The sequence below is a fragment of the Halomonas sp. IOP_14 genome (genome assembly GCF_021021315.1).
In the GTDB taxonomy this organism is placed as follows: domain Bacteria; phylum Pseudomonadota; class Gammaproteobacteria; order Pseudomonadales; family Halomonadaceae; genus Vreelandella; species Vreelandella titanicae.
Genome location: NZ_JAINWD010000021.1, coordinates 83,834 through 103,447, shown reverse-complemented (window position 1 = coordinate 103,447; position 19,614 = coordinate 83,834). Strand labels below are relative to the sequence as shown.

At 48.9% G+C, this 19,614-nt stretch carries 14 protein-coding genes; all 14 read left to right on the top strand.

Features of this window, described 5'->3' with window-relative positions:
* Positions 1–416: 416 nt before the first annotated feature.
* The 14 genes from K7H09_RS15125 to K7H09_RS15060 all read left to right on the top strand — a co-directional run bounded on the left by K7H09_RS15125 (position 417) and on the right by K7H09_RS15060 (position 19,407).
* The gene (locus K7H09_RS15125) at positions 417–977 is read left to right on the top strand and encodes a sugar transferase (RefSeq protein ID WP_035537425.1); all 561 of its coding nucleotides are present in this window, start codon (positions 417–419) and stop codon (positions 975–977) included.
* Positions 978–1,147: 170 nt separating this feature from the next.
* Positions 1,148–2,323, top strand: coding sequence for an O-antigen ligase family protein (locus K7H09_RS15120; RefSeq protein ID WP_051051897.1), 1,176 nt, complete (start codon positions 1,148–1,150; stop codon positions 2,321–2,323).
* 43 nt (positions 2,324–2,366) lie between these two features.
* On the top strand, positions 2,367–2,993 hold the full coding sequence (locus K7H09_RS15115) for an ElyC/SanA/YdcF family protein (RefSeq protein WP_230805089.1): 627 nt from the start codon (positions 2,367–2,369) through the stop codon (positions 2,991–2,993).
* 51 nt (positions 2,994–3,044) lie between these two features.
* Complete coding sequence (locus tag K7H09_RS15110; RefSeq protein ID WP_009286545.1) at positions 3,045–3,482, top strand: low molecular weight protein-tyrosine-phosphatase; 438 nt, start codon at positions 3,045–3,047, stop codon at positions 3,480–3,482.
* Positions 3,483–4,143: 661 nt separating this feature from the next.
* Positions 4,144–5,136: a phosphoribosyltransferase gene (locus K7H09_RS15105; RefSeq protein WP_230805087.1), complete on the top strand. Its 993-nt coding sequence runs from the start codon at positions 4,144–4,146 to the stop codon at positions 5,134–5,136.
* Between the two features lie 474 nt (positions 5,137–5,610).
* Positions 5,611–6,765: a polysaccharide export protein gene (locus tag K7H09_RS15100; protein ID WP_084625324.1), complete on the top strand. Its 1,155-nt coding sequence runs from the start codon at positions 5,611–5,613 to the stop codon at positions 6,763–6,765.
* Positions 6,766–6,793: 28 nt separating this feature from the next.
* A complete protein-coding gene (locus K7H09_RS15095; protein ID WP_022523695.1) occupies positions 6,794–9,049 on the top strand; it encodes a polysaccharide biosynthesis tyrosine autokinase in 2,256 nt (751 codons plus the stop codon).
* Positions 9,050–9,055: 6 nt separating this feature from the next.
* Positions 9,056–10,870, top strand: coding sequence for an ABC transporter ATP-binding protein (locus tag K7H09_RS15090; RefSeq protein WP_041158420.1), 1,815 nt, complete (start codon positions 9,056–9,058; stop codon positions 10,868–10,870).
* Positions 10,871–10,894: 24 nt separating this feature from the next.
* On the top strand, positions 10,895–12,040 hold the full coding sequence (locus K7H09_RS15085) for a hypothetical protein (RefSeq protein WP_022523694.1): 1,146 nt from the start codon (positions 10,895–10,897) through the stop codon (positions 12,038–12,040).
* Between the two features lie 53 nt (positions 12,041–12,093).
* Positions 12,094–14,094 (top strand): polysaccharide biosynthesis protein, encoded by a 2,001-nt coding sequence (locus K7H09_RS15080; protein ID WP_027959257.1) that lies wholly within the window; start codon positions 12,094–12,096, stop codon positions 14,092–14,094.
* Between the two features lie 216 nt (positions 14,095–14,310).
* Complete coding sequence (locus K7H09_RS15075) at positions 14,311–15,495, top strand: hypothetical protein (RefSeq protein WP_022523692.1); 1,185 nt, start codon at positions 14,311–14,313, stop codon at positions 15,493–15,495.
* Positions 15,496–15,563: 68 nt separating this feature from the next.
* A complete protein-coding gene (locus tag K7H09_RS15070; RefSeq protein WP_027959258.1) occupies positions 15,564–16,631 on the top strand; it encodes an NAD-dependent epimerase in 1,068 nt (355 codons plus the stop codon).
* 50 nt (positions 16,632–16,681) lie between these two features.
* A complete protein-coding gene (locus K7H09_RS15065) occupies positions 16,682–18,040 on the top strand; it encodes a UDP-glucose dehydrogenase family protein (RefSeq protein ID WP_027959259.1) in 1,359 nt (452 codons plus the stop codon).
* A gap of 158 nt (positions 18,041–18,198) precedes the next feature.
* A complete protein-coding gene (locus K7H09_RS15060) occupies positions 18,199–19,407 on the top strand; it encodes a glycosyltransferase family 4 protein (protein WP_009286552.1) in 1,209 nt (402 codons plus the stop codon).
* Positions 19,408–19,614 lie beyond the last annotated feature (207 nt).

Here is a 19,614-nt window from a genome sequence, read left to right as displayed (position 1 = left end):
AATATCGGCAGTTATTCAGACCTTCCTTAAGGATCGAAAGTATTTGGCTGTCTGAAAAACGTGATTTTTTCGTGCAGGTTATCCCTGCGTTTAGCTTACGGAAAATTCTACTTCTGAGTTCCCTGGTTTTTCGGAGGGGATTACCAAATAATATATATTAATGGGAATTGTTTTAGCCTTTTTTGCTTAATTTCTAATTGGTGAGACTAGTAAAATAGAATGAGAAAATATGCCTAAATTGTTAGGTTAACAGTTATAGCTATATAAACAGCTTGTTTATATACTTCTCTTCGAGATCGTTACTCTTTGGTTGCCTTTGTTTGGGTGATAAAGCGTATTCTTGTTGAAGTGGAAGTTGCCAAGATCTAATTTTTATATGGTAATAATAGTGACTTAACTATGCGGGTATTGACATCATGACTAAAATATTACGATTTTTTGATATCCTGTTTGCTGCCACGGGCCTACTCATTGGTCTGCCATTATTGCTTATATTAGCCTTAATCGGTTACTGGGACACGGGGTCTCCTCTATTTTTGCAAAAGCGTGTGGGATACCGTGGCCAGCCGTTTGTATTGATTAAATTTCGTACTATGAAGCCTGATACCGCTTGGGTTGCTTCGCATCTTGCGGATTCTTCTTCAATTACCAAATTCGGTCATTTCTTACGGCGTACCAAATTGGATGAGTTACCGCAGCTATGGAATGTATTGAAAGGGGATATGAGCCTTGTGGGGCCTCGTCCTTGCTTATACACGCAAGATGAGTTGATCAAAGAGCGTACCGAGCGTGGTGTATACAATGCTCGCCCAGGAATTACCGGGCTGGCGCAACTTAACGATATTGATATGTCTACGCCTCAATTACTGGCAGAAACGGATCAAAAAATGTTGGCGACAATGGCGATGCCGACGTATTTTCGCTACCTGTTCCTCACTGTGATGGGTAGAGGAAGCGGAGACCGGGTGAGACAATAAAGCATGCGCACTCCTGTGGCCTACAAGGTAAATACTGCATGCAGGCTTTAGCAATCACCGTGTTACCGCTATTGGCCCCCTTGGGCTATTGGCTAGGATTGGCGATCACTATTATATGGTCGTTTCTTGCTAGGCATGAGCGACAAAGGCGTAGCTTTTTTAGAAAACCAATGGGGCGTGGTGATGGCCTTCTTTTGGCGTTGCTACTAGGAGTCGGTATTGTCGAAGTAGTGGCTGGCGCTTGGCATTCTAGCTTGGAGCGGGCCTTGCCATTAGCTGGTGCAGCTTGGCTCGCGGCATTGGCGTTTATGTTAGTGCGCGCCGTTCCACCACGTCCTTCAGCATGGTGGGTGGGTTTAGCGCTAAGTGGATTGGGTGCAGGGGGTTGGGCGGCGTGGCAAAAATGGATAGTCGGTTTAACCCGTGCTACAGGCCACCCACCGTTACATTCAATCTTTTTCGGCAATCTTGCGCTATTGATGGCGCTGTTATGTTTGGCCGGATTGGGGTGGGCCTGGCAACAGCGATCAACACGTTTTTTTTGGGTAGCGCTTTTGCTGAGCGGCGCAATGGGGGGCGGACTAGCCTCGGCTCTTTCTGGCACCCGGGGCGGGTGGTTGGCACTGCCGCTAGTGATATGGGTATTTTATTACGGTTATGCGCGTCGCTGGCGAGCGCTGTGGCGATGGTTGGCACTGACTGCTGCAATAGCTGTGATGATAGGGGTGTATACGACGCCCCATAGCGGCGTAGAAAAAAGGGTGGATAAGGCGGTGGCCGAGGTGCATCGCTACATGGAAGGCGCTGACTATGGCTCCGTAGGGGCTCGCTTGGAAATGTATCGCGGCGCATTCTGGCTGATTTATGAACGTCCCCTCGTGGGCTACGGGCATCAGGGCTATCTACCCGCCATGCAAAGACTAGAGACTCAAGGCGTGCTAAGCCCCGAGTTAGGCAATTACTGGCATGCGCATAACGACCTTCTGGATGCCTGGGTACGAAAAGGGCTGCCAGGTCTTGTTATAGTCGTGAGCCTCTATCTCATTCCCCTGTGGCTTTTTTTCCCAGGTTTACGCGCTGAAAGCGCCACTCAGCGCTCCTATGCCGTGGCTGGTATATTGCTGCCAATCACTTTTATGGGCTTTGGCTTAAGCTATTCTTTTTTTGCTTATCCAGCAGGGGTAGCGGTGTATGCTAGCTGGCTGATTTTCCTTTGGGTTCTCGTTTCCGAGCAAGTTCTGCAAGATGGTTGCCATGTATACACTAATGAAAAGCCTGACGGCGATATTGCTGATGCCAATGTCTCTGATGGCCCTCACTTTTACTATCGGATGGTTGATTCGTAAGCTTGGGTGGTACCGCCTGGGTCACAGCATAATGACGTTAGCAATGCTCTTGCTATTGCTGGCGGCCTGGGCACCAGTGGCAGATAATTTGCTAGGGCCGTTGGAGTCTCAATATGTCGCTTGGGAGAAATGGCCTGAAGAGCAGAACATCGAAGCAGTGGTAGTCCTCGGGGGTGGTTGGCAGCCGGATCGCCCTTGGTCGATAACCGGCAGGCTCAGCGAAAGTTCGGGTTTGCGTCTGATGGAAGGCCTGCGGCTATGGCATGAGCGTCCAGACTTGCTACTGGTAGTGTCAGGGGGAGGGCAAGATCCAAAAATGACCATGGCTCATGGTTACGCCGAAGCTGCCGAAGCATTGGGGGTTCCGCCAGAGAGTATCGTGACGCTGGTGTCGCCCAACGATACTGCTGAAGAGGCCAAGTCAGTTCGGGCGCTGCTCGGTGAAGGTGCGCAAGTATTGATTGTGACATCAGCGTCGCATATGCCGCGCGCTATGCGTCATTTCGAGGCGGCAGGCCTAGCTCCAGTTGCTGCACCTACCCATTATTTGGCCGATCGAACGGAGGGATTAGCGCTAGCTTATTGGCTGCCCTCTGCCCGTGAGCTACGCAAGACTGAGAGGGCAATCTACGAAACCCTTGGGTTGCTTGCTATTCAGTGGGAGCATTGAAGGTGTCATTTGAAAACGTCTACCTCTGCTCACCCAGGAGATAAGTAAGACATGTTCGAGCGTATTTTAGTGGTGTGTACAGGTAATATTTGTCGTAGTCCTGTCGCTGAGGCATTTCTTAAACAGCGGCTACCCGAGCGTCATATCAGTTCTGCAGGCTTGGGCGCCTTGGAAGGCGAGCCTGTATCCCCGTTTGCACGTCAATTGGCCGAGGCCGATGGTTTGGATGTGACCAGCCACCAGGCACGGCAATTAACGGTGATAATGATACAGGAAGCCGATCTCATTCTGGTGATGTCTGAGGGCCAGCGCCGTGCCGTAGGACAACACGTACCCCAAGCCTTAGGTAAGACGCTATTGCTAGGTCGTTGGCTAGATAGTGGCAAAGGGCGCAATATCCCCGATCCTTACCGAAAATCCAGGGAAGTTTTCGAGCATATCCATATGTTGCTAAAGGACGCTGCCTTTACGTGGGCAGAGAGGCTCTAGAGGCATCGCCATCGCTTCTTTTTCTTTTTTACTGCTTGATCTGTCTGCGGTATGGCCAATGTGCATGTCAGTATTAGATCCATTTTTCGTTTTAAAATTTTTAGTTGACTAATCATTAAGTAATGATTTTTTTGCTGTTTTTTTGCTATTTTTTAATTATGTATTTCTTGTTTTTAAGATGTTGATCTTTGTATTTATGATGGGAATTATGTATTGTTTTTCTCATTTATTTTGAAGGAGTAAAATTGTTAAAAATGCCTGATTTAAATGCCAATAGAGTAGAAGATTGAGGTTTCTGTCTTTAGACTATGAAGGTGAATAAATTTAACAGAAACAAATGCTTGTATTTTTTTTATTGTAGTTTTAATAATTTTTTCTGGAGATATAATATAACCTATCATTTAAGTGACACGATTTTGTCATTCGATAAAGTTACCGTTCCACTATAAGTCGTAACTAAGCGATTTTGTTCATTGCAGAAACTATCGGAAAAGCCTTTTTAACTCTCTGGCGTGATGCTCCATCTTGGGTAGAGGCGTGACGTACCGAGAGTATGTCTTTGTGTTTAGGGCCATCACCGCTGGGTTTTACAAGAAAGGCGATTCTACCTAACCATCCATTAATTTGGCGGTCAAGCCTGATAAATAAGGAGGGATAGACAATGAATTACAAATCCTATGGTGATTTAAGTGAGGACATCGCTGCGTCCTTGTTCAAAGTTCACGGGAAGGATTACGACCTGGTGGTCGGTATTCCCCGTAGCGGCATCATCCCTGCCAGCATGGTTGCGTTGGGTTTGCATCTCGATATGATGGGGCTCCCAGACTTTATTGACAACCAACCGCTGAAAACTCGCTTGCGTAGAAAGGAAGAAAAGCCGCCGGGAGCCGCCTGGGACGCGAAAAAAGTTCTTTTCGTCGATGATAGCGTCATTACAGGGAAGACTGTGCAGAAAGCACGGAGTGCTATCCCCGAAAACTGTCCTTGTATAATAGATACCTTGGCGATCTATGCTGATCCCGACGGTAAGCAACATGTTGATTTTCATTTTTACACGCTAGAATCGCCTTGTGCTTTCCAGTGGAACCTTTTCACTCCTGCCATACTTTCCCAGTCATGTGTCGATATCGATGGTGTACTGTGCGTCGATCCTACCGACCTTCAGAACGATGATGGAGAGCAGTACATTGCGTTTTTGAATAACGCGGAGCTTCTTTTCCTACCTGCTGGCCGAATCGGCTGCTTGGTAACCAACCGTCTTGAGAAGTACCGTAGCCAGACAGAGCAGTGGCTGAAGCAACAGGGAATTGACTATGAGCGCTTGGTCATGCTGGATCTGCCTTCGAAAGAGGAGCGCCAACGCCAGGGGATTCACTCTACGCACAAGGGCCTGTTCTATAAGAACTCGGATTACACTTTCTTCATTGAGAGTGCTACCAGGCAGGCTGCAAGTATTGCAAAAATATCGGGGAAAGCCGTTTATTGCTGTGAAGATAATAGAGTCTATACAGCGTCTGATAAAATCTCCGCCAAAAAGGGATCGCATAGCTATACGAAACGCCTTCTCAGCGCCAGCAAAAGAAAGATTTTATCTAGCTTTCCAAGCCCCCTCAAGACGGCACTGAGGGAGCGGTGGAAACCCAAAAAGGCGTGAGCGGATTCAAAGACCAACTTATGGCCGCCCCTCCAAGGGTGGCTTTTTTCTATGTGACCACTGTCACTAAGAAACCCCTCAATTAAGGCGATATTACAATTGTTCCGCGATTGTAACTTGAAATTTCTTCTTTTGTAACTTTTTACAACTTATTAATTTTAAATATAAATTTTTTATTATCATTAAATGTTTAATACCGCTAGGCATGATCTCCTCTCCTCTCACCCATGACGCCAAACCTCATTTCTAAACGCCTAAATAGCGTTAGCTATCTCATCCTCAGCAATGAAGTAAATCAAAGTATGTTTTTTGTTTTTTTATGTAACATTATATTTGTCTGCCGTAATGGCATTCATGTCTTATGGCGGCTCGAAGGTTGCACTGCCAAGGCGAGTTTCCAAATAGGCTCTGGGAAATGCCATTTAAAATCCCCGGGCGGTAGCGTGGTAAGACACAAAGCAAAGGGAACAAAAAATGAATAATTTCAAAGCAATAGAAGGTGTAGAAACCAGAAAAAACCCATTGCGGCTGGTTCGCTATCTAATGTTCATCATGCTGCTGGGGATATTAAGTGGCTGTGCCATGGCCCCAGGCGGGCATATTGATGAAAGCGAGCTCGACCAATCGCTTGATGGCCGAGTGGACGTACAACCCATTACACCAGAGTTTGTAGATAGGTTGTATGTCCCAGAAGAGCCTACCACGCAAGCCACGTCTCAAGCATTGAATCAAGAAGTGCAAGACTACGAATATCGGGTAGGGCCTGGGGACATTTTAAGCGTGATCGTCTATGACCATCCAGAATTAACGATTCCTGCCGGCGCCGAGCGCTCCGCTGCGGAAACCGGGAACCGTATACGGCCCAATGGCACGATGTTCTATCCCTACGTAGGGCGTGTGAGAGTCGAGGGCATGACGCTTGACGAGGTGCGCGAGTTAATCGCACGGCGATTGTCCGCAGTAATCAATGAGCCGCAGGTAGAGGTAGGCATTGCGGCGTTTAACTCCCAAAAAGTGTACATCAGTGGTGCAGTGGAAAACCCCGGCACTCTGCCTCTGAGTATTGTGCCGATGACGGTACTTGATGCCATTAGTGAAGTAGGCGGGGCACGTGATAATGCGGATTGGCGTAATGTCACCCTAAGCCGCAATGGTGGTGAAGAGGTGATATCGCTTTACGCCATGATGCGTCAAGGGGATATGACACAAAACCGGTTACTGCGTGATGGCGATCTACTTCACGTGCCCACCATGGAAAATCAAAACGTGGTCGTTCTGGGACAGGTTAGCCGTCCAGGTGCCATTGCCCTGGGCAATGAACGCATCACGTTGACGGATGCATTGGGAAGGGCAGGTGGTGTGAATGAAAATCGCGCCCAGCCGTCGGGTATTTTCGTAGTAAGGGGAAACCCGCCGGGTAGCGAGAAAATTGCCACCGTCTATCAGTTGGATATTCAGGATGCCACTCGCTTATTGCTAGGAACACGTTTTCCTCTTGAGCCGCAGGATGTGGTGTACGTGACGTCAGCACCGCTGGCTCGCTGGAACTCTGTGATCTCCCTGCTGTTGCCATCAGTTAGTTTGCCAGGCGACTTTGCAACGTCTGCTATTGATGCCGGTGAGCTTTAATATATTTTCTGAGTGATGAGGCATCTCCATGACTAATTTCCCTTCACCAGCGCCGTCGCCAGCACCTCGAGAGAGCGATGAGCTTAATCTGCGTAAGTTGGTAGACACGCTGTCCGATCATCGCTGGTTTATTGTGTCGGTGACGGGATTTTTTCTGCTGGCGGGCTACTTTAATGCCAGCTCTCAGCCGAGAATTTATCAGGCCGATGCCTTAGTTCAGATAGAGACCCGAGGATCGAACTTGGCGTTTATGGAGTCATTGGGAGAGCCGCAACAAGGCAACCCTACCTCTGCTGAGCTCGAAATTCTGCAGTCACGTATGGTGTTGGGTGAAACCGCTGACCGTCTTGACCTTGCCATTCAGGTTGAGCCGCGTAGGTTGCCGGTGGTGGGGGACTTTCTGGTTCATCATGGAGTTAATCAGCAGTGGTTCGAGAGCCTCACGCCTGAATTCATTCGCCAGTGGTTAGCAGACTCTGTGGATGATGCTTGGAGTAACCCCTATGTGTGGGCTGGGGAATCACTGCGAGTCGCTCGTTTCGATGTTCCCGAGGAGAACGTGGGGGGGGAGCATGTGTTGCGGCTTCTCGACGGCGGTGAATTCGAGCTGCTGCTGGAAGAAGAAACGCTGCTTACTGGTAGCGTTGGGGAAACGGTACAGAATGATGAATTGGGGTATCGTCTTTTTGTCAGCCAGGCAGAGGCCCACCCCGGCGCAGAATTCACATTAGTAAGAACGTCTGCTCTTAGTGCAATAAGTGAGCTGAAGAATCGCTTTGAAATCATTCCGCGTGGGTTAGAGTCGGGCGTCTATGAACTGACGTTGAACGGGGCGGATCAAAACCAGATTCAGCCAACACTAGACACGCTGACCAGCGTCTTTTTGACTCAAAACGTGCAGCGTCATTCAGAAGAAGCAGAAAAACAGATCGCCTTTCTCAACGAGCAAATTCCTCAGGTTAGCAACCAATTGTCAGATGCCGAAGGCATGCTCAACGATTACCGAGCTCAGCGCGACTCTGTCGACCTGACGTTCGAGACACAGAACCTGCTTACTCGGGTAGTCGATGTGGAAAACCAGCTTGGTGAGTTGGCTATGCGGGAAGCGGATCTGGCTGAGAGGTACCGTCCTTCACACCCTAACTACCAAACGTTACTGAGACAGCGCGGCCAGCTAGAAGCCGAGCGTGACCGACTTAACGCTCTGGTGAGTGAATTACCCGAAACCCAACAGGAGGTGCTGCGTCTTACTCGGGATACTCAGGTCAATCAGCAAGTGTATGTCCAGCTACTCAATCAGCTTCAAGAGATGCGTTTGGTGAAGGCTGGCACAGTAGGCAATGTGCGTATCTTGGATGCGGCCATGCTGTCCCCCGGTACCATTGCTCCACGTATCCCTTTAATAACCGCTGTTAGCGGCCTGTTTGGCGCCTTGTTGGCAATGTTATTAGTGATCGTTCGTATGTTGCTTAGTCGGTCTATCAAAACCCCCGAGCAGCTTGAAGAATTGGGTCTGCCTGTCTATGCCACCTTACCGAATTCCGGTGAACAGGCAGGGCTTACCGAGCGTATTCGTCCGCGTCGTGCCAAGAAAGCCCAAGAAGTTTTTCGTGGCTTGCTGGCCGTCAAGAAACCCGCTGAAATTGCCGTTGAGGCATTGCGTGGGCTTCGTACCAGCCTCTACTTCGCCATGCTCGAATCCGATAACAATCGGTTGATGATTACTGGTGCTAGTCCGGGGGTAGGTAAGAGCTTCATAGCCGCGAACTTAGCGGCGGTATGTGCCCAGGCTGGCCAAAAAGTGTTGTTAATCGATGCTGATATGCGCCGCGGCCATTTGCACCATGCCTTTCACGGTAAGGGAATAAAGGGACTTTCAGAGTTGTTGGCACGGCGTATCAGTGTGGAGGAGGCCATTCGCCATAGTGAGCTTGATGGACTTGATTATGTGGCAAGAGGAAGCGTACCGCCTAATCCATCAGAGCTTTTGATGCAGCAGAGTTTTCACGACTTTCTAGACACGATAAGCCAGCACTATGACCTGGTAATCGTGGATACGCCCCCGATTCTGGCGGTAACCGATGCCTCGGTAGTCGGCAAGTTGGTTGGTACCAGTCTAATGGTGGTGCGGTTCGACACGAACCCTCCTGGCGAAATCAAAGCCGCTAAGCGTCGTCTTGAGAGTGCTGGTGTGAGGCTCAAAGGTGGAATTCTAAATGGTGTTAAGAAGCCGACCAGCAGCCGTCACGGATACTATGGCAGCTACCTCTATGCTTACCGGTGAGCCAATATGCTTAATCAATTGCGCGAATTTTATTCTTTACTAACGCAACAACAGCGCCGCCGATTGTTAGGGCTTCAGGCACTGATCATTGTGATGGCGCTAGCTCAAATTGCCAGTGTCATCGCCATTGGGCCTTTTATGGCGGTGGTCGGCGATATGAGCAAACTCCAGGGCAATGGTTGGTTAGCCTGGGCTTATACTTATAGCGGAATGCAAAGCCACAAGTCCTTCTTGAGTCTATTGGGCGGTATGGTACTTGGAGTGTTGTTAATGGCAGCGCTAATTTCCATGTATACCACCTGGCGGCTGTCGCTCTACAGTGAGCAAGTGGGAGCGGAACTCTCTAGCCGCCTCTATCGTTATTATCTGTACCAACCTTGGTTATTTCATTCGAGCCAGAATACCAGTGTCCTGATCAGCAAGGTCTCCGTTGAAGTCCAGCGCGTTACGACAAAGGTGATCAATCCAGCGATGGAGCTCAACGCCAAGGCGGTCATGGTGACCTTGATGAGCTTGGCTATCTTTATCTATAACCCTGTTGTAGCAATATCCGGCTTAGTGATATTCCTCGCCACTTATCTACTGCTTTATCAGACGGTGCGGCGCTTTCTCAGCATTAATGGAAGGCGTATATCTGAGGCTCAATCGAAACGCTTCAAGCTGATGACTGAAGGGTTTGGAGGCATCAAAGATCTTCTTTTATTGCATCGTCAGGCGAGTTTTACCACGCGGTTTGAAAAGGCCAGCAACCGCATAGCGCGAGGCCAAGGTGTAACACAAGGACTGAGTGAGGCACCCCGTTATGCTATCGAGCTAGTGGCCTTTGGTTCGGTAATCCTGCTGGTTCTTTACCTGCTTAACCTCTACCAAGGCAATCTGGGCGCCATTTTGCCGGCGCTTTCAATTTATGCCCTAGCCGGTTTCAAGATGCTGCCTGGCTTTCAGAAAATCTATACCTCCATTACTAAAATACGCGGCAACCTGGCGGCTTATGATGCAATCCGTGAAGATTTGATCGCCAGCAGTGAGGAAACCATAAAACTGAAAACAGGCAGTGAATCTAAGCCTGCTGCTCAGTCAATGCCGTGGGTTCCTCAGCGAGAAATCAAAATTCATGAGGTCGCCTTCGACTACCCAGGAGCGCGAGCACGGGCGCTGAATGGCCTGACTCTGACAATTCCGGTCAACAAGATGGTCGGCTTAGTCGGTGCTTCTGGCAGTGGTAAAAGTACTGCTGTGGATCTATTGCTGGGTCTGATCGAGCCTCAGCAAGGGCAAATACTCATTGATGGTGTGGCTTTAACGCAGGAGAACTTGCGGAATTGGCATGCCAGTGTGGGGTTTGTGCCGCAACAGATATTTCTGTCCGATGCCACGATCCTCGAAAACGTCGCCTTTGCCATTGAACGCGAAAATATTGATGTTGAGAGAGTCAAAGAAGCCCTACACATGGCGCAACTCGATGAACTGATCATGCGATTTCCCGAAGGGCTCGAAACTAGAATCGGGGAGCGCGGAGTGCAGATATCAGGGGGACAGCGTCAGCGTTTGGGTATCGCCCGTGCTCTTTATCAGCAAGCCAGTGTATTAGTTTTTGATGAAGCCACCAGTGCTCTGGATGGGATCACCGAACGTCGTGTGATGGAAGATATCCAGCGCTTCGCAGGCCAAATGACGGTGGTGCTTATTGCCCACCGCCTGGCCACGGTCAAAGAGTGCGGCATAATTTATATGCTTGAGGACGGGCAAGTAAGTGATGCAGGTACTTATGATGACCTGGCCAGTCGCAATCATACCTTCCAGATGATGGCTAACCTCTAGCCACAGTAGAAAAAAGGTATCGCCATGAATCTGATCGGTGCGCTATTGCTGTTTGTGGGGCTTTCGCTAAGCAGCCTTTATTTGTTTCCCAGCGGTGGGCCACAGCTGGCTGATTTTGTGCTGATCGGTTTTGCCGGCGTGATGCTTTTGATGTCATTAGGAGACAAACACCTGAAAGTTTCACCCTTCGCTATGTGCTGGGGATTAATGGTGTTGTGGGTAGTAATGGTATGCCTTAGCTGGACGTTAGTGATGGAAACCACTGAATTTTTTAGACCAGCCCAGTTTTTCCTGTTCAATTTTTTAATCGGTATGGGGCTGCTGCGTTTCCTAAGCGTTTACGGTGAACGTGCCATAGGGCTTATTCGAAATAGCATCTCTATTGCGCTAGTGATCGCCGGTGGCCATGTGTTAGTGCAATTAGCCTTGGGGATCAACCGCACCACTGGCAGCTTTAATAATCCCAATCAGCTGGCCTACTTTTCGCTATGTGGCGTAGTGGTGTTGTTAATGCTCGATGATTTTCACCCTAAAATGAGGCCTTTGGCATTGGCCGGGCTAGCTAGCGGCGTGTTGGGGATCTTATCGGCGTCGTCGTTGGCCGCTATGGGAGGTGGGGCTATGGTGGGGATCGGCTGGGCCATAGCAAATGCTAAGCAGGTCAAGTACTTTGCGCGCCTGTTGCTGCTGGTGCCACTATTATTGGGAGGTGTTGTGCTCGCCAATATTAGTACTGAGGGGCAGGTGTTGCGCAACCTGGAAGCGCGTATGGATCGAGCACCAAGCAAAATTGATAGTGTGTATGAAGAACGCAAGTTTGACCGACTGACTAACTTTCCCGCCTACGCAATATTGGGGGCAGGAGAAGCCGAACGGCAGCGTTTTGCACCATATGATGGGGCCGAAATCCACTCCTCCTTTATTAACATGTTGTTTGCTTATGGCTTGCCAGGCCTAGTGCTTTTCCTATCGATAATAGCCACCGTATTGCGCCGAGCTCCCCTTTACATCTGGGCTGGAGTAGCAGGGCCATTGATTTATTCCACTACTCATAACGGGCTGCGCGCGACGTTATTCTGGGTACTACTAGTGATCTGTTGGCATCTCTATCGAGAAGGCTCGATAGCGGCTTCCCGTCAAAATCTCGTTTTTGATCGCCCACTTCAATAATGCGGCTGTCAGCGCTGTAACTTGGCAACCCGCAAGGACGGATAGAGATAACTATGGCTAGTTTCATAAAGTCGTTATCAATGGCGCCGCGCTCCATAAAGCGCCGGGTACTTGTTGTATTTGATGGTTTGATTGTGGTGGGTAGCCTGCAACTTGCCACAATGATTCACCTGGAAAGCCTACAACCACTCAGCAGCATTTCCTTGTGGATGACCATCAGCGTGTTAGTTCCGATAAGCCTTTTGCTTTTCCGCTGGTTAGGGCTTTATCGCGCCGTCATTCGCTACATGAGCCATGCCACTGTATCCACTATAGCTGTTGTTGTGCTGGCATCGACTTTGTTAGTAGCGCCGGCCAGTTACATGGTTAACTCGCCCATTGGACTATCTATTATCATCATTTATGCGCTGCTCTTATTGTTGGGTATCGGTAGCCTGCGTTTTCTATTGCGCGAGTTGTATCGCCACAGTCAGCTTCGACAGCGCAAGCCAGTGGTGATTTATGGGGCAGGGGCCGCAGGTTGCGAGCTGGTGGCTGCTCTGCGCAATGGAGAGGAATACCAGCCGGTGGCCTTCGTTGATGACTGGCGGGGATTGGAAGGCGCCATGGTAGAAGGGCTGCGGGTACATCAGCCGGTAGCATTAGCTGCTCTGGTTCAAGAACACCGCGCCACAATGGTCTTGTTAGCTATCCCCAGCGCCCCACGTTGGCGTCGCCGCGAGATACTGCACTGGCTTTCGGGCCTTTCCGTGCCTCTTAAGACAATTCCTGGTAGCGCCGATGTAATTGCCGGTAGAGCCAAAATCAGTGAACTTCGCGATGTGGCGCTGGAAGATTTATTGGGTAGGGAGTCTGTGCCTGCCTTCCCCGAACTGATGGAGGCCAATATCCGCGATAAATCGGTCATGGTGACGGGGGCAGGAGGCTCGATAGGCAGTGAACTGTGTCGTCAGATTCTTGATCAGAATCCTGTCCGCCTGCTTTTGATCGATAACTGCGAATTTGCGCTATACGCCATTGAGCAAGAGTTGAAGCAACATATCGAAAGCACCGCGTCACGGTGCGAGCTAAAACCATTGCTTATCTCAGTGCAGCATTCGGGCAGTCTTAAGGCAGTGTTCGAATGTTTCGAGGTGCATACTGTCTACCACGCTGCTGCTTACAAGCATGTGCCGATGGTGGAATTTAATCTCGTGCAAGGAGTGAGTAATAACGTCTTTGGCACATTGAATCTGGCCAAGGCGGCAATGTCGGCCAATGTTGAAACCTTTGTGGTGGTATCCACCGATAAAGCGGTTCGCCCCTCCAATGCCATGGGTGCATCCAAGCGTTTGACTGAGCTTATCTGTCAGGCCTTCGCACATTCTCAGTCCAACACTCGATTCTGCATGGTGCGCTTTGGCAATGTTCTGGGTTCAAGTGGCTCCGTTGTCCCAGTGTTTCGTCAGCAGATTGAGCAGGGCGGCCCCGTTAAGGTGACTCACCCGGATATCACCCGCTATTTCATGACAATTCCCGAAGCTGCGCAGCTGGTTATCCAGGCTGGCGCCATGGGGGAAGGTGGGGAGGTTTTCGTGCTCGATATGGGCGAGCCGGTACGCATTCATGATCTGGCCATGAATATGATTCGCCTTTCGGGATTGGAGGTAAGAGACGCTGCGCATCCTGAAGGGGATATCGAAATCATCTATTCCGGCTTGCGGCCTGGTGAAAAGCTTTACGAGGAATTGTTGATAGGTCATGACGTCAGCAAGACGCGCCATGATCGTATCATGACTTCAAAAGAGCGCTTCTGGGAATGGCCGAGGCTCGAAGCCTTTTTAAAGCAGCTGGAGCAGGCATTTATCGCTACTGATCACCTGCGTATCCGCCAGTTGTTGCAGTCGGCTCCACTGGACTACAACCCTTTGGACGAAATAGCCGACCTGGTATGGAAAGCGCGTCAGACCATGACCTCAGATACGCAACGCCAACATGTTGATGCAACGAACACAGCCTTAAGGTCGGTCGCCAGACTAGGCCCTGTATTACGCTCCGTACCCAAAGAAGGTTGAGAATCTTATTGAATCGCTGGCTATCACAAGACGACGGAATCTTACCAACTTTGCTGCAACCCGTTTACTTCCGGCGCCTACGCCATAGCGACTGAGCCGTTTCCCCCTCGCTCTGATCACCACTTTTCATGCTTGAGTGATGCGAAAAGCATTATTGAGCATGTCATCAATGCTTATTTAAAAATAAGTGCTCTCTTTAGCACAAGGAGGCAAGTCATGACGAACAAACAATCTGATGACGAGCAACAAGAGTGGCTATCCGGGATTACTGTTTTTCTGATTAGAGAGTGTGAGTTGGCGTATTTGGACACCCTTCTTAAGTTGCTTGATCACTATGGATTTAATGTGTTGTGTAGCGTGCCAATCGAAAGTGGGCAGCAACAGGCGCTCGCTCAGTGGGTTCTTGATGATGGACAAGAGCAAGGAAATTTTGCCAGCAGTGGGTCGCCGCCAGTTTTTCTGCTTGTGGTACAGGATGTCCATCCAGTACCGGTGAAGCGGATGTCGAGTGACTCTCCCAATTTAAGACTACCTACCATCAGGGCAACCTTCAGTGCCACGCTCTCTCCAGAGGAGAGCAAAGCAGAACAACAGAGTCCGATACATTGCTCCCGCGATGCGGATCAGGCGTTTAAGTATCTCAAAACCTTGGTGCCCGAGCAGATCGGTAAGATACGTGAAGCAGCCCTAAGCAACGATGCAGCATTTCGCACACCTTACCCGGTATTAGCTGACCTAAGTAAAGAGGTTTGCCGAGCCAAAGTAGAGCTGGTGGATTTTCATGGCACTGAGGCGATTTGCAAGACATTTCGGCCTGGGCGTGAGCGCTACCTAGAGCGTGAAGTAAAGGCGCGTGAACTCGGTGCCTCTCTGCCAGAAGTATCCCGTCTGCTAGAAGTCGGTACTCATTATCTAGTGTTTGAGCGCTATGCCAATTGCATGGAACGCATTTTATCGCCTCGTGCGCCTTTTTCTAATCATGGTTTGCTGCCTATCTGGGCCATCGAGCGCGTGAGAGCCGTTATTTTGCACTATCGCAGTCTTGGCTATGAATGCATCGATCTTAATCCGCATGACCTTATCTATGACCCTTGCCAAGGGCTAAAGATTATCGATTTCGAGTTTCTACAGCCCGGTTCTGACGAAATAAAGACGCTGAAAGGCAACTATGCCTGGTACGCCGTACCTTCGATTTTTACCGGCGATTTACCTCCTTCAGCCCGGCAGAGCTCCTATCGACAATGTTGGTTTCCCTATACCGGCCTGCCGCGAACCTTATGTCTGAGTGAGCTTCCGCGTCCGTTACTTGCCATGGTGCGTTCAGTGGCTCTGGTGCCCTTGACGTTGGATGGCTTGAGGCGAGTGAGCTGGCGCCATATTCAGCGCTTTGTACGCAGCTGAGATTAGCGCTGTTATTTGCCCTACTCCTGCCAATGCCCTCTATTTCTCCCACGTCATGGAGTTATTAAATGAAGATTCTTGTTACCGGCCATGCCGGATTCATCGGCTTTCACACTGCCAAGCGGCTACTGGAGCGCGGTGATAGTGTCGTCGGCTTTGATAGCGTCAATGACTATTATGACCCTGCCATTAAGGAGGCGCGCCTAAAAATTCTTGAGCAGACGGCGAAAGAGACAAGAAACGACTACCTTTCTATTCGCGCTAATCTAGCTGATCAACAGGCGGTGGCCGAGTGTTTTAATGAACACCACTTTGACCGAGTTATTCATCTAGCTGCCCAAGCAGGGGTTCGTTATTCGCTGGAAAACCCACTTAGTTATGTGGAAAGTAACTTGATTGGGTTTACTAATGTTTTGGAGGCGTGTCGTTACTCCAGCATTGCGCACCTGACGTACGCCAGTACCAGTAGTGTTTATGGCGCTAATACTTTAATGCCGTTTTCCGAGCATGAAGGAGCCAACCATCCACTGCAATTTTATGCTGCCACCAAAAAAGCCAATGAAATGATGGCCCACAGTTATAGTCATTTGTTTAGATTACCGACCACCGGGCTAAGGTTTTTCACCGTCTATGGCCCCTGGGGGCGCCCAGATATGGCGCTTTTTAAATTCACCAAAAATATTTTGGCCAATGAGCCCATCCAGGTTTTCAATTATGGCTGCCATACCCGCGACTTCACCTATGTGGATGATATTGTTGAGGGCGTTATTCGCGCCAGTGATGATATAGCCACTCCTGCTTTTGAGTGGAATAGCGATAACCCTGACCCTGCTACCAGCAATGCGCCATTTCGTATCTTCAACATTGGCAATAATGATCCTGTGACGGTCAACATCTATATCGAAGCCATTGAAAAAGCATTAGGTAGAAAGGCCATCAAGGATCTACTGCCTTTGCAGCCTGGCGATGTTCCAGACACTTATGCGGATTCAGGTGAATTAGAAAAAAAGGTTGGTTATAGGCCCGCCACATCAGTTTTTCATGGCGTTGCCAAGTTTGTCGAATGGTATCGAAGTTACTATTCGCCAAATAAGGCGAGCAGCACCATAAGTGAAATTCATAGCTTGCCTAAATAAAACTTCTCTCTAATTTTTCTCACCACTTTACTCTCCAGTTAGGAAATCCAATGAACGTTACAGTTTTCGGCACGGGTTACGTAGGCCTGGTTCAAGGAACTATTCTGGCTGAAGTTGGCCATCATGTTGTTTGCATCGATCTAGATGATCATAAGGTCGAACAACTTAGGCAGGGCAACATCCCTATTTATGAACCTGGTCTAGAATCTTTAGTAAAAGAGAACTACGCCGCTGGGCGCCTTGAGTTTTCTACCGATGCGGCCACGGGAGTCAACCATGGCCAAGTGCAGTTTATTGCTGTGGGAACTCCACCGGACGAAGACGGTAGTGCTGATCTCAAGTACGTTCTCACTGTGGCTGCCACCATTGCCGAACATATGGAGCAGAACCAAATTATCATTAACAAATCCACCGTACCTGTAGGTAGTGCTGACAAAGTGCGTGACGAGGTGGAAAAAGTGCTGGAAAGGCGCGGACGCAATGATATCGCGTTTGACGTGGTGTCTAATCCTGAGTTTTTAAAAGAAGGTAGTGCGGTCGTAGACTGCCAAAAGCCTGATCGTATTATTATCGGCACAGAGTGCGATGCCACGATTGAAGTCATGCGCGAGCTATACGCCCCCTTCAATCGTAATCACGACAAGATCATCGTGATGGATGTAAAAAGTGCCGAACTGACCAAGTATGCAGCTAATTGCATGTTGGCTACCAAAATCAGTTTTATGAACGAAATGGCAAACCTGGCTGAGCGTCTGGGTGCCGATATTGAGGCGGTGCGTAAAGGAATAGGCTCGGATCCACGCATTGGTTACGACTTCATTTATCCCGGTGTGGGCTATGGCGGTTCGTGCTTTCCTAAAGATCTGCAGGCTCTTATCCACGTCTCGAATACCATTGATTTTGACGCCAAATTACTCAAAGCAGTGGAGTCGCGTAATAAAGAGCAAAAAAACACGCTATTCAATAAGATAAGCCAGCACTTCCATGCTGAATTAAAGGGTAAGACCTTCGCCATTTGGGGGCTTTCATTCAAGCCCAACACTGATGATATGCGCGATGCCCCCAGCAGGGTACTAATGGAGGCACTTTGGGCAGCTGGTGCCAAGGTGCAGGCTTATGATCCGGAAGCCATGGAAGAAGCTCAGCGTCTCTACGGGAGTCATGATCACTTAATCCTTTGTGGAACCAAAGAAGCAGCTTTAAAGAATACTGACGCCTTGATTATCGTCACGGAGTGGCAGAACTTCCGTGCACCTGATTTTGATCTTATTAAAGAGAAATTAACTGAACCCACTATCTTTGATGGGCGTAATATTTATGAGCCGCGCCGAATGAGGGCGAAAGGATTTACTTATTATTCAGTAGGTAGGCCCAGCCCATTAGAATCTTCATATCTAGCTTCTAATTAAATATTCCATGTATCACATGATTTTGTTTATATTCACTACTTTAAGGATGCATTTATATTATGCATGGGGCTTTATTATAAGTAGGCGTTTATATTTTCGAATTTATATGTTTTTAGCTGGTAATTTTTTTACTATCTGGTGTTCGTTGAGGAGGCAGCATGAACTCTAAGCTTAATAAACCAAAACGTCGCTTTCTGCTAGTGTCGGGCTCAAGCTATTCCTTAGTCAATTTTCGGGGGCCGCTCGTACAAAGCCTGATTAGTGCAGGATTAGAAGTACATGCGGCATCACCAGGGTTACATGATGATCCAAGGACATGCCGCCAGTTAGAGGCTTGGGGAGTATTTGTTCACGATATCCCCATGCAACGAACAGGCCTTAACCCGTGGTATGATTTTTTGACGCTAAAAGCACTTTACTTGTTGATGCGTAATATACGACCCGATGTCGTTCTGGCATATACCATCAAGCCGGTGGTGTATGGGATGTTGGCGGCTTGGCTGGCGAAGGTTCCTCAACGTTATGCATTGATCACTGGCCTGGGATATGCCTTTGCCGGAGAGGCACGCGGTAAGCGCGCTCTGGTTTTCCATCTGGTGCGTAGACTGTATTCGGCAGCTTTGAATAAGGTGGATAAGGTTTTTTTCCAGAACCCCGATGATGAAAGCTTATTTCGTGATTTGGGAATACTACGCGATCGCGTACCTTCCCAAGTGCTCAATGGGTCAGGGGTCGATATGGCGCATTTTGCTACAGCCCCTTTACCTGATGGGCCGCCACGTTTTTTATTGGTTGCTCGCTTGTTGGCAGACAAAGGTGTCCGCCAGTACGCTGAGGCAGCTAGGCGAATCAAGCAGCAGCACCCTGAGGTAGTATTTCAACTGGCTGGTGATATCGACAGCAACCCCGATACGATTTCGCAACAAGAGCTGGATACTTGGGTGGGAGAGGGATCGCTTGAACACTTGGGTTGGCTGAATGATGTGCGCCTGGCACTTGCCGAGAGTAGCGTTTTTGTACTGCCTAGTTATTACCGAGAAGGCACGCCGCGCTCAATTCTGGAAGCCATGTCTATGGGGCGAGCGGTCATCACTACCGATGCACCTGGATGTCGAGAAACCGTCACTAATGGCGATAACGGCTATTTGATACCTGTAAAAAATGTCGATGCGCTTGTTAAAGCCATGCAACACTTTATTGACAGACCAGCTTTAGTTAAAACCATGGGACAGCGCTCCCACGAGATTGCTAAAGATAAATACGATGTGCATAAAGTCAATGCCGTTATGCTTGAAGCAATGGGTATAGGAAAACCAGAGCTTCGTAATAGGGTGCAAAAACCATTTGATACTATTACTGCTAAATAAAATTGTAGCGTAGTGCTGCGTGTTATCTACATTATACCCTGCAAAAGTACTAACAGCCTCGATACTAATTTCCTGATTTTATCTAATTTAATAGCTGCGGCATCACTGATGCAATAGGTATTTCGATTGGTGGTCACCATATATCTATCTGTATCAGCTAAATGGGTGGTAGATAGCTGTTGCTGAAAATATTGAGCGAGTTGTCGG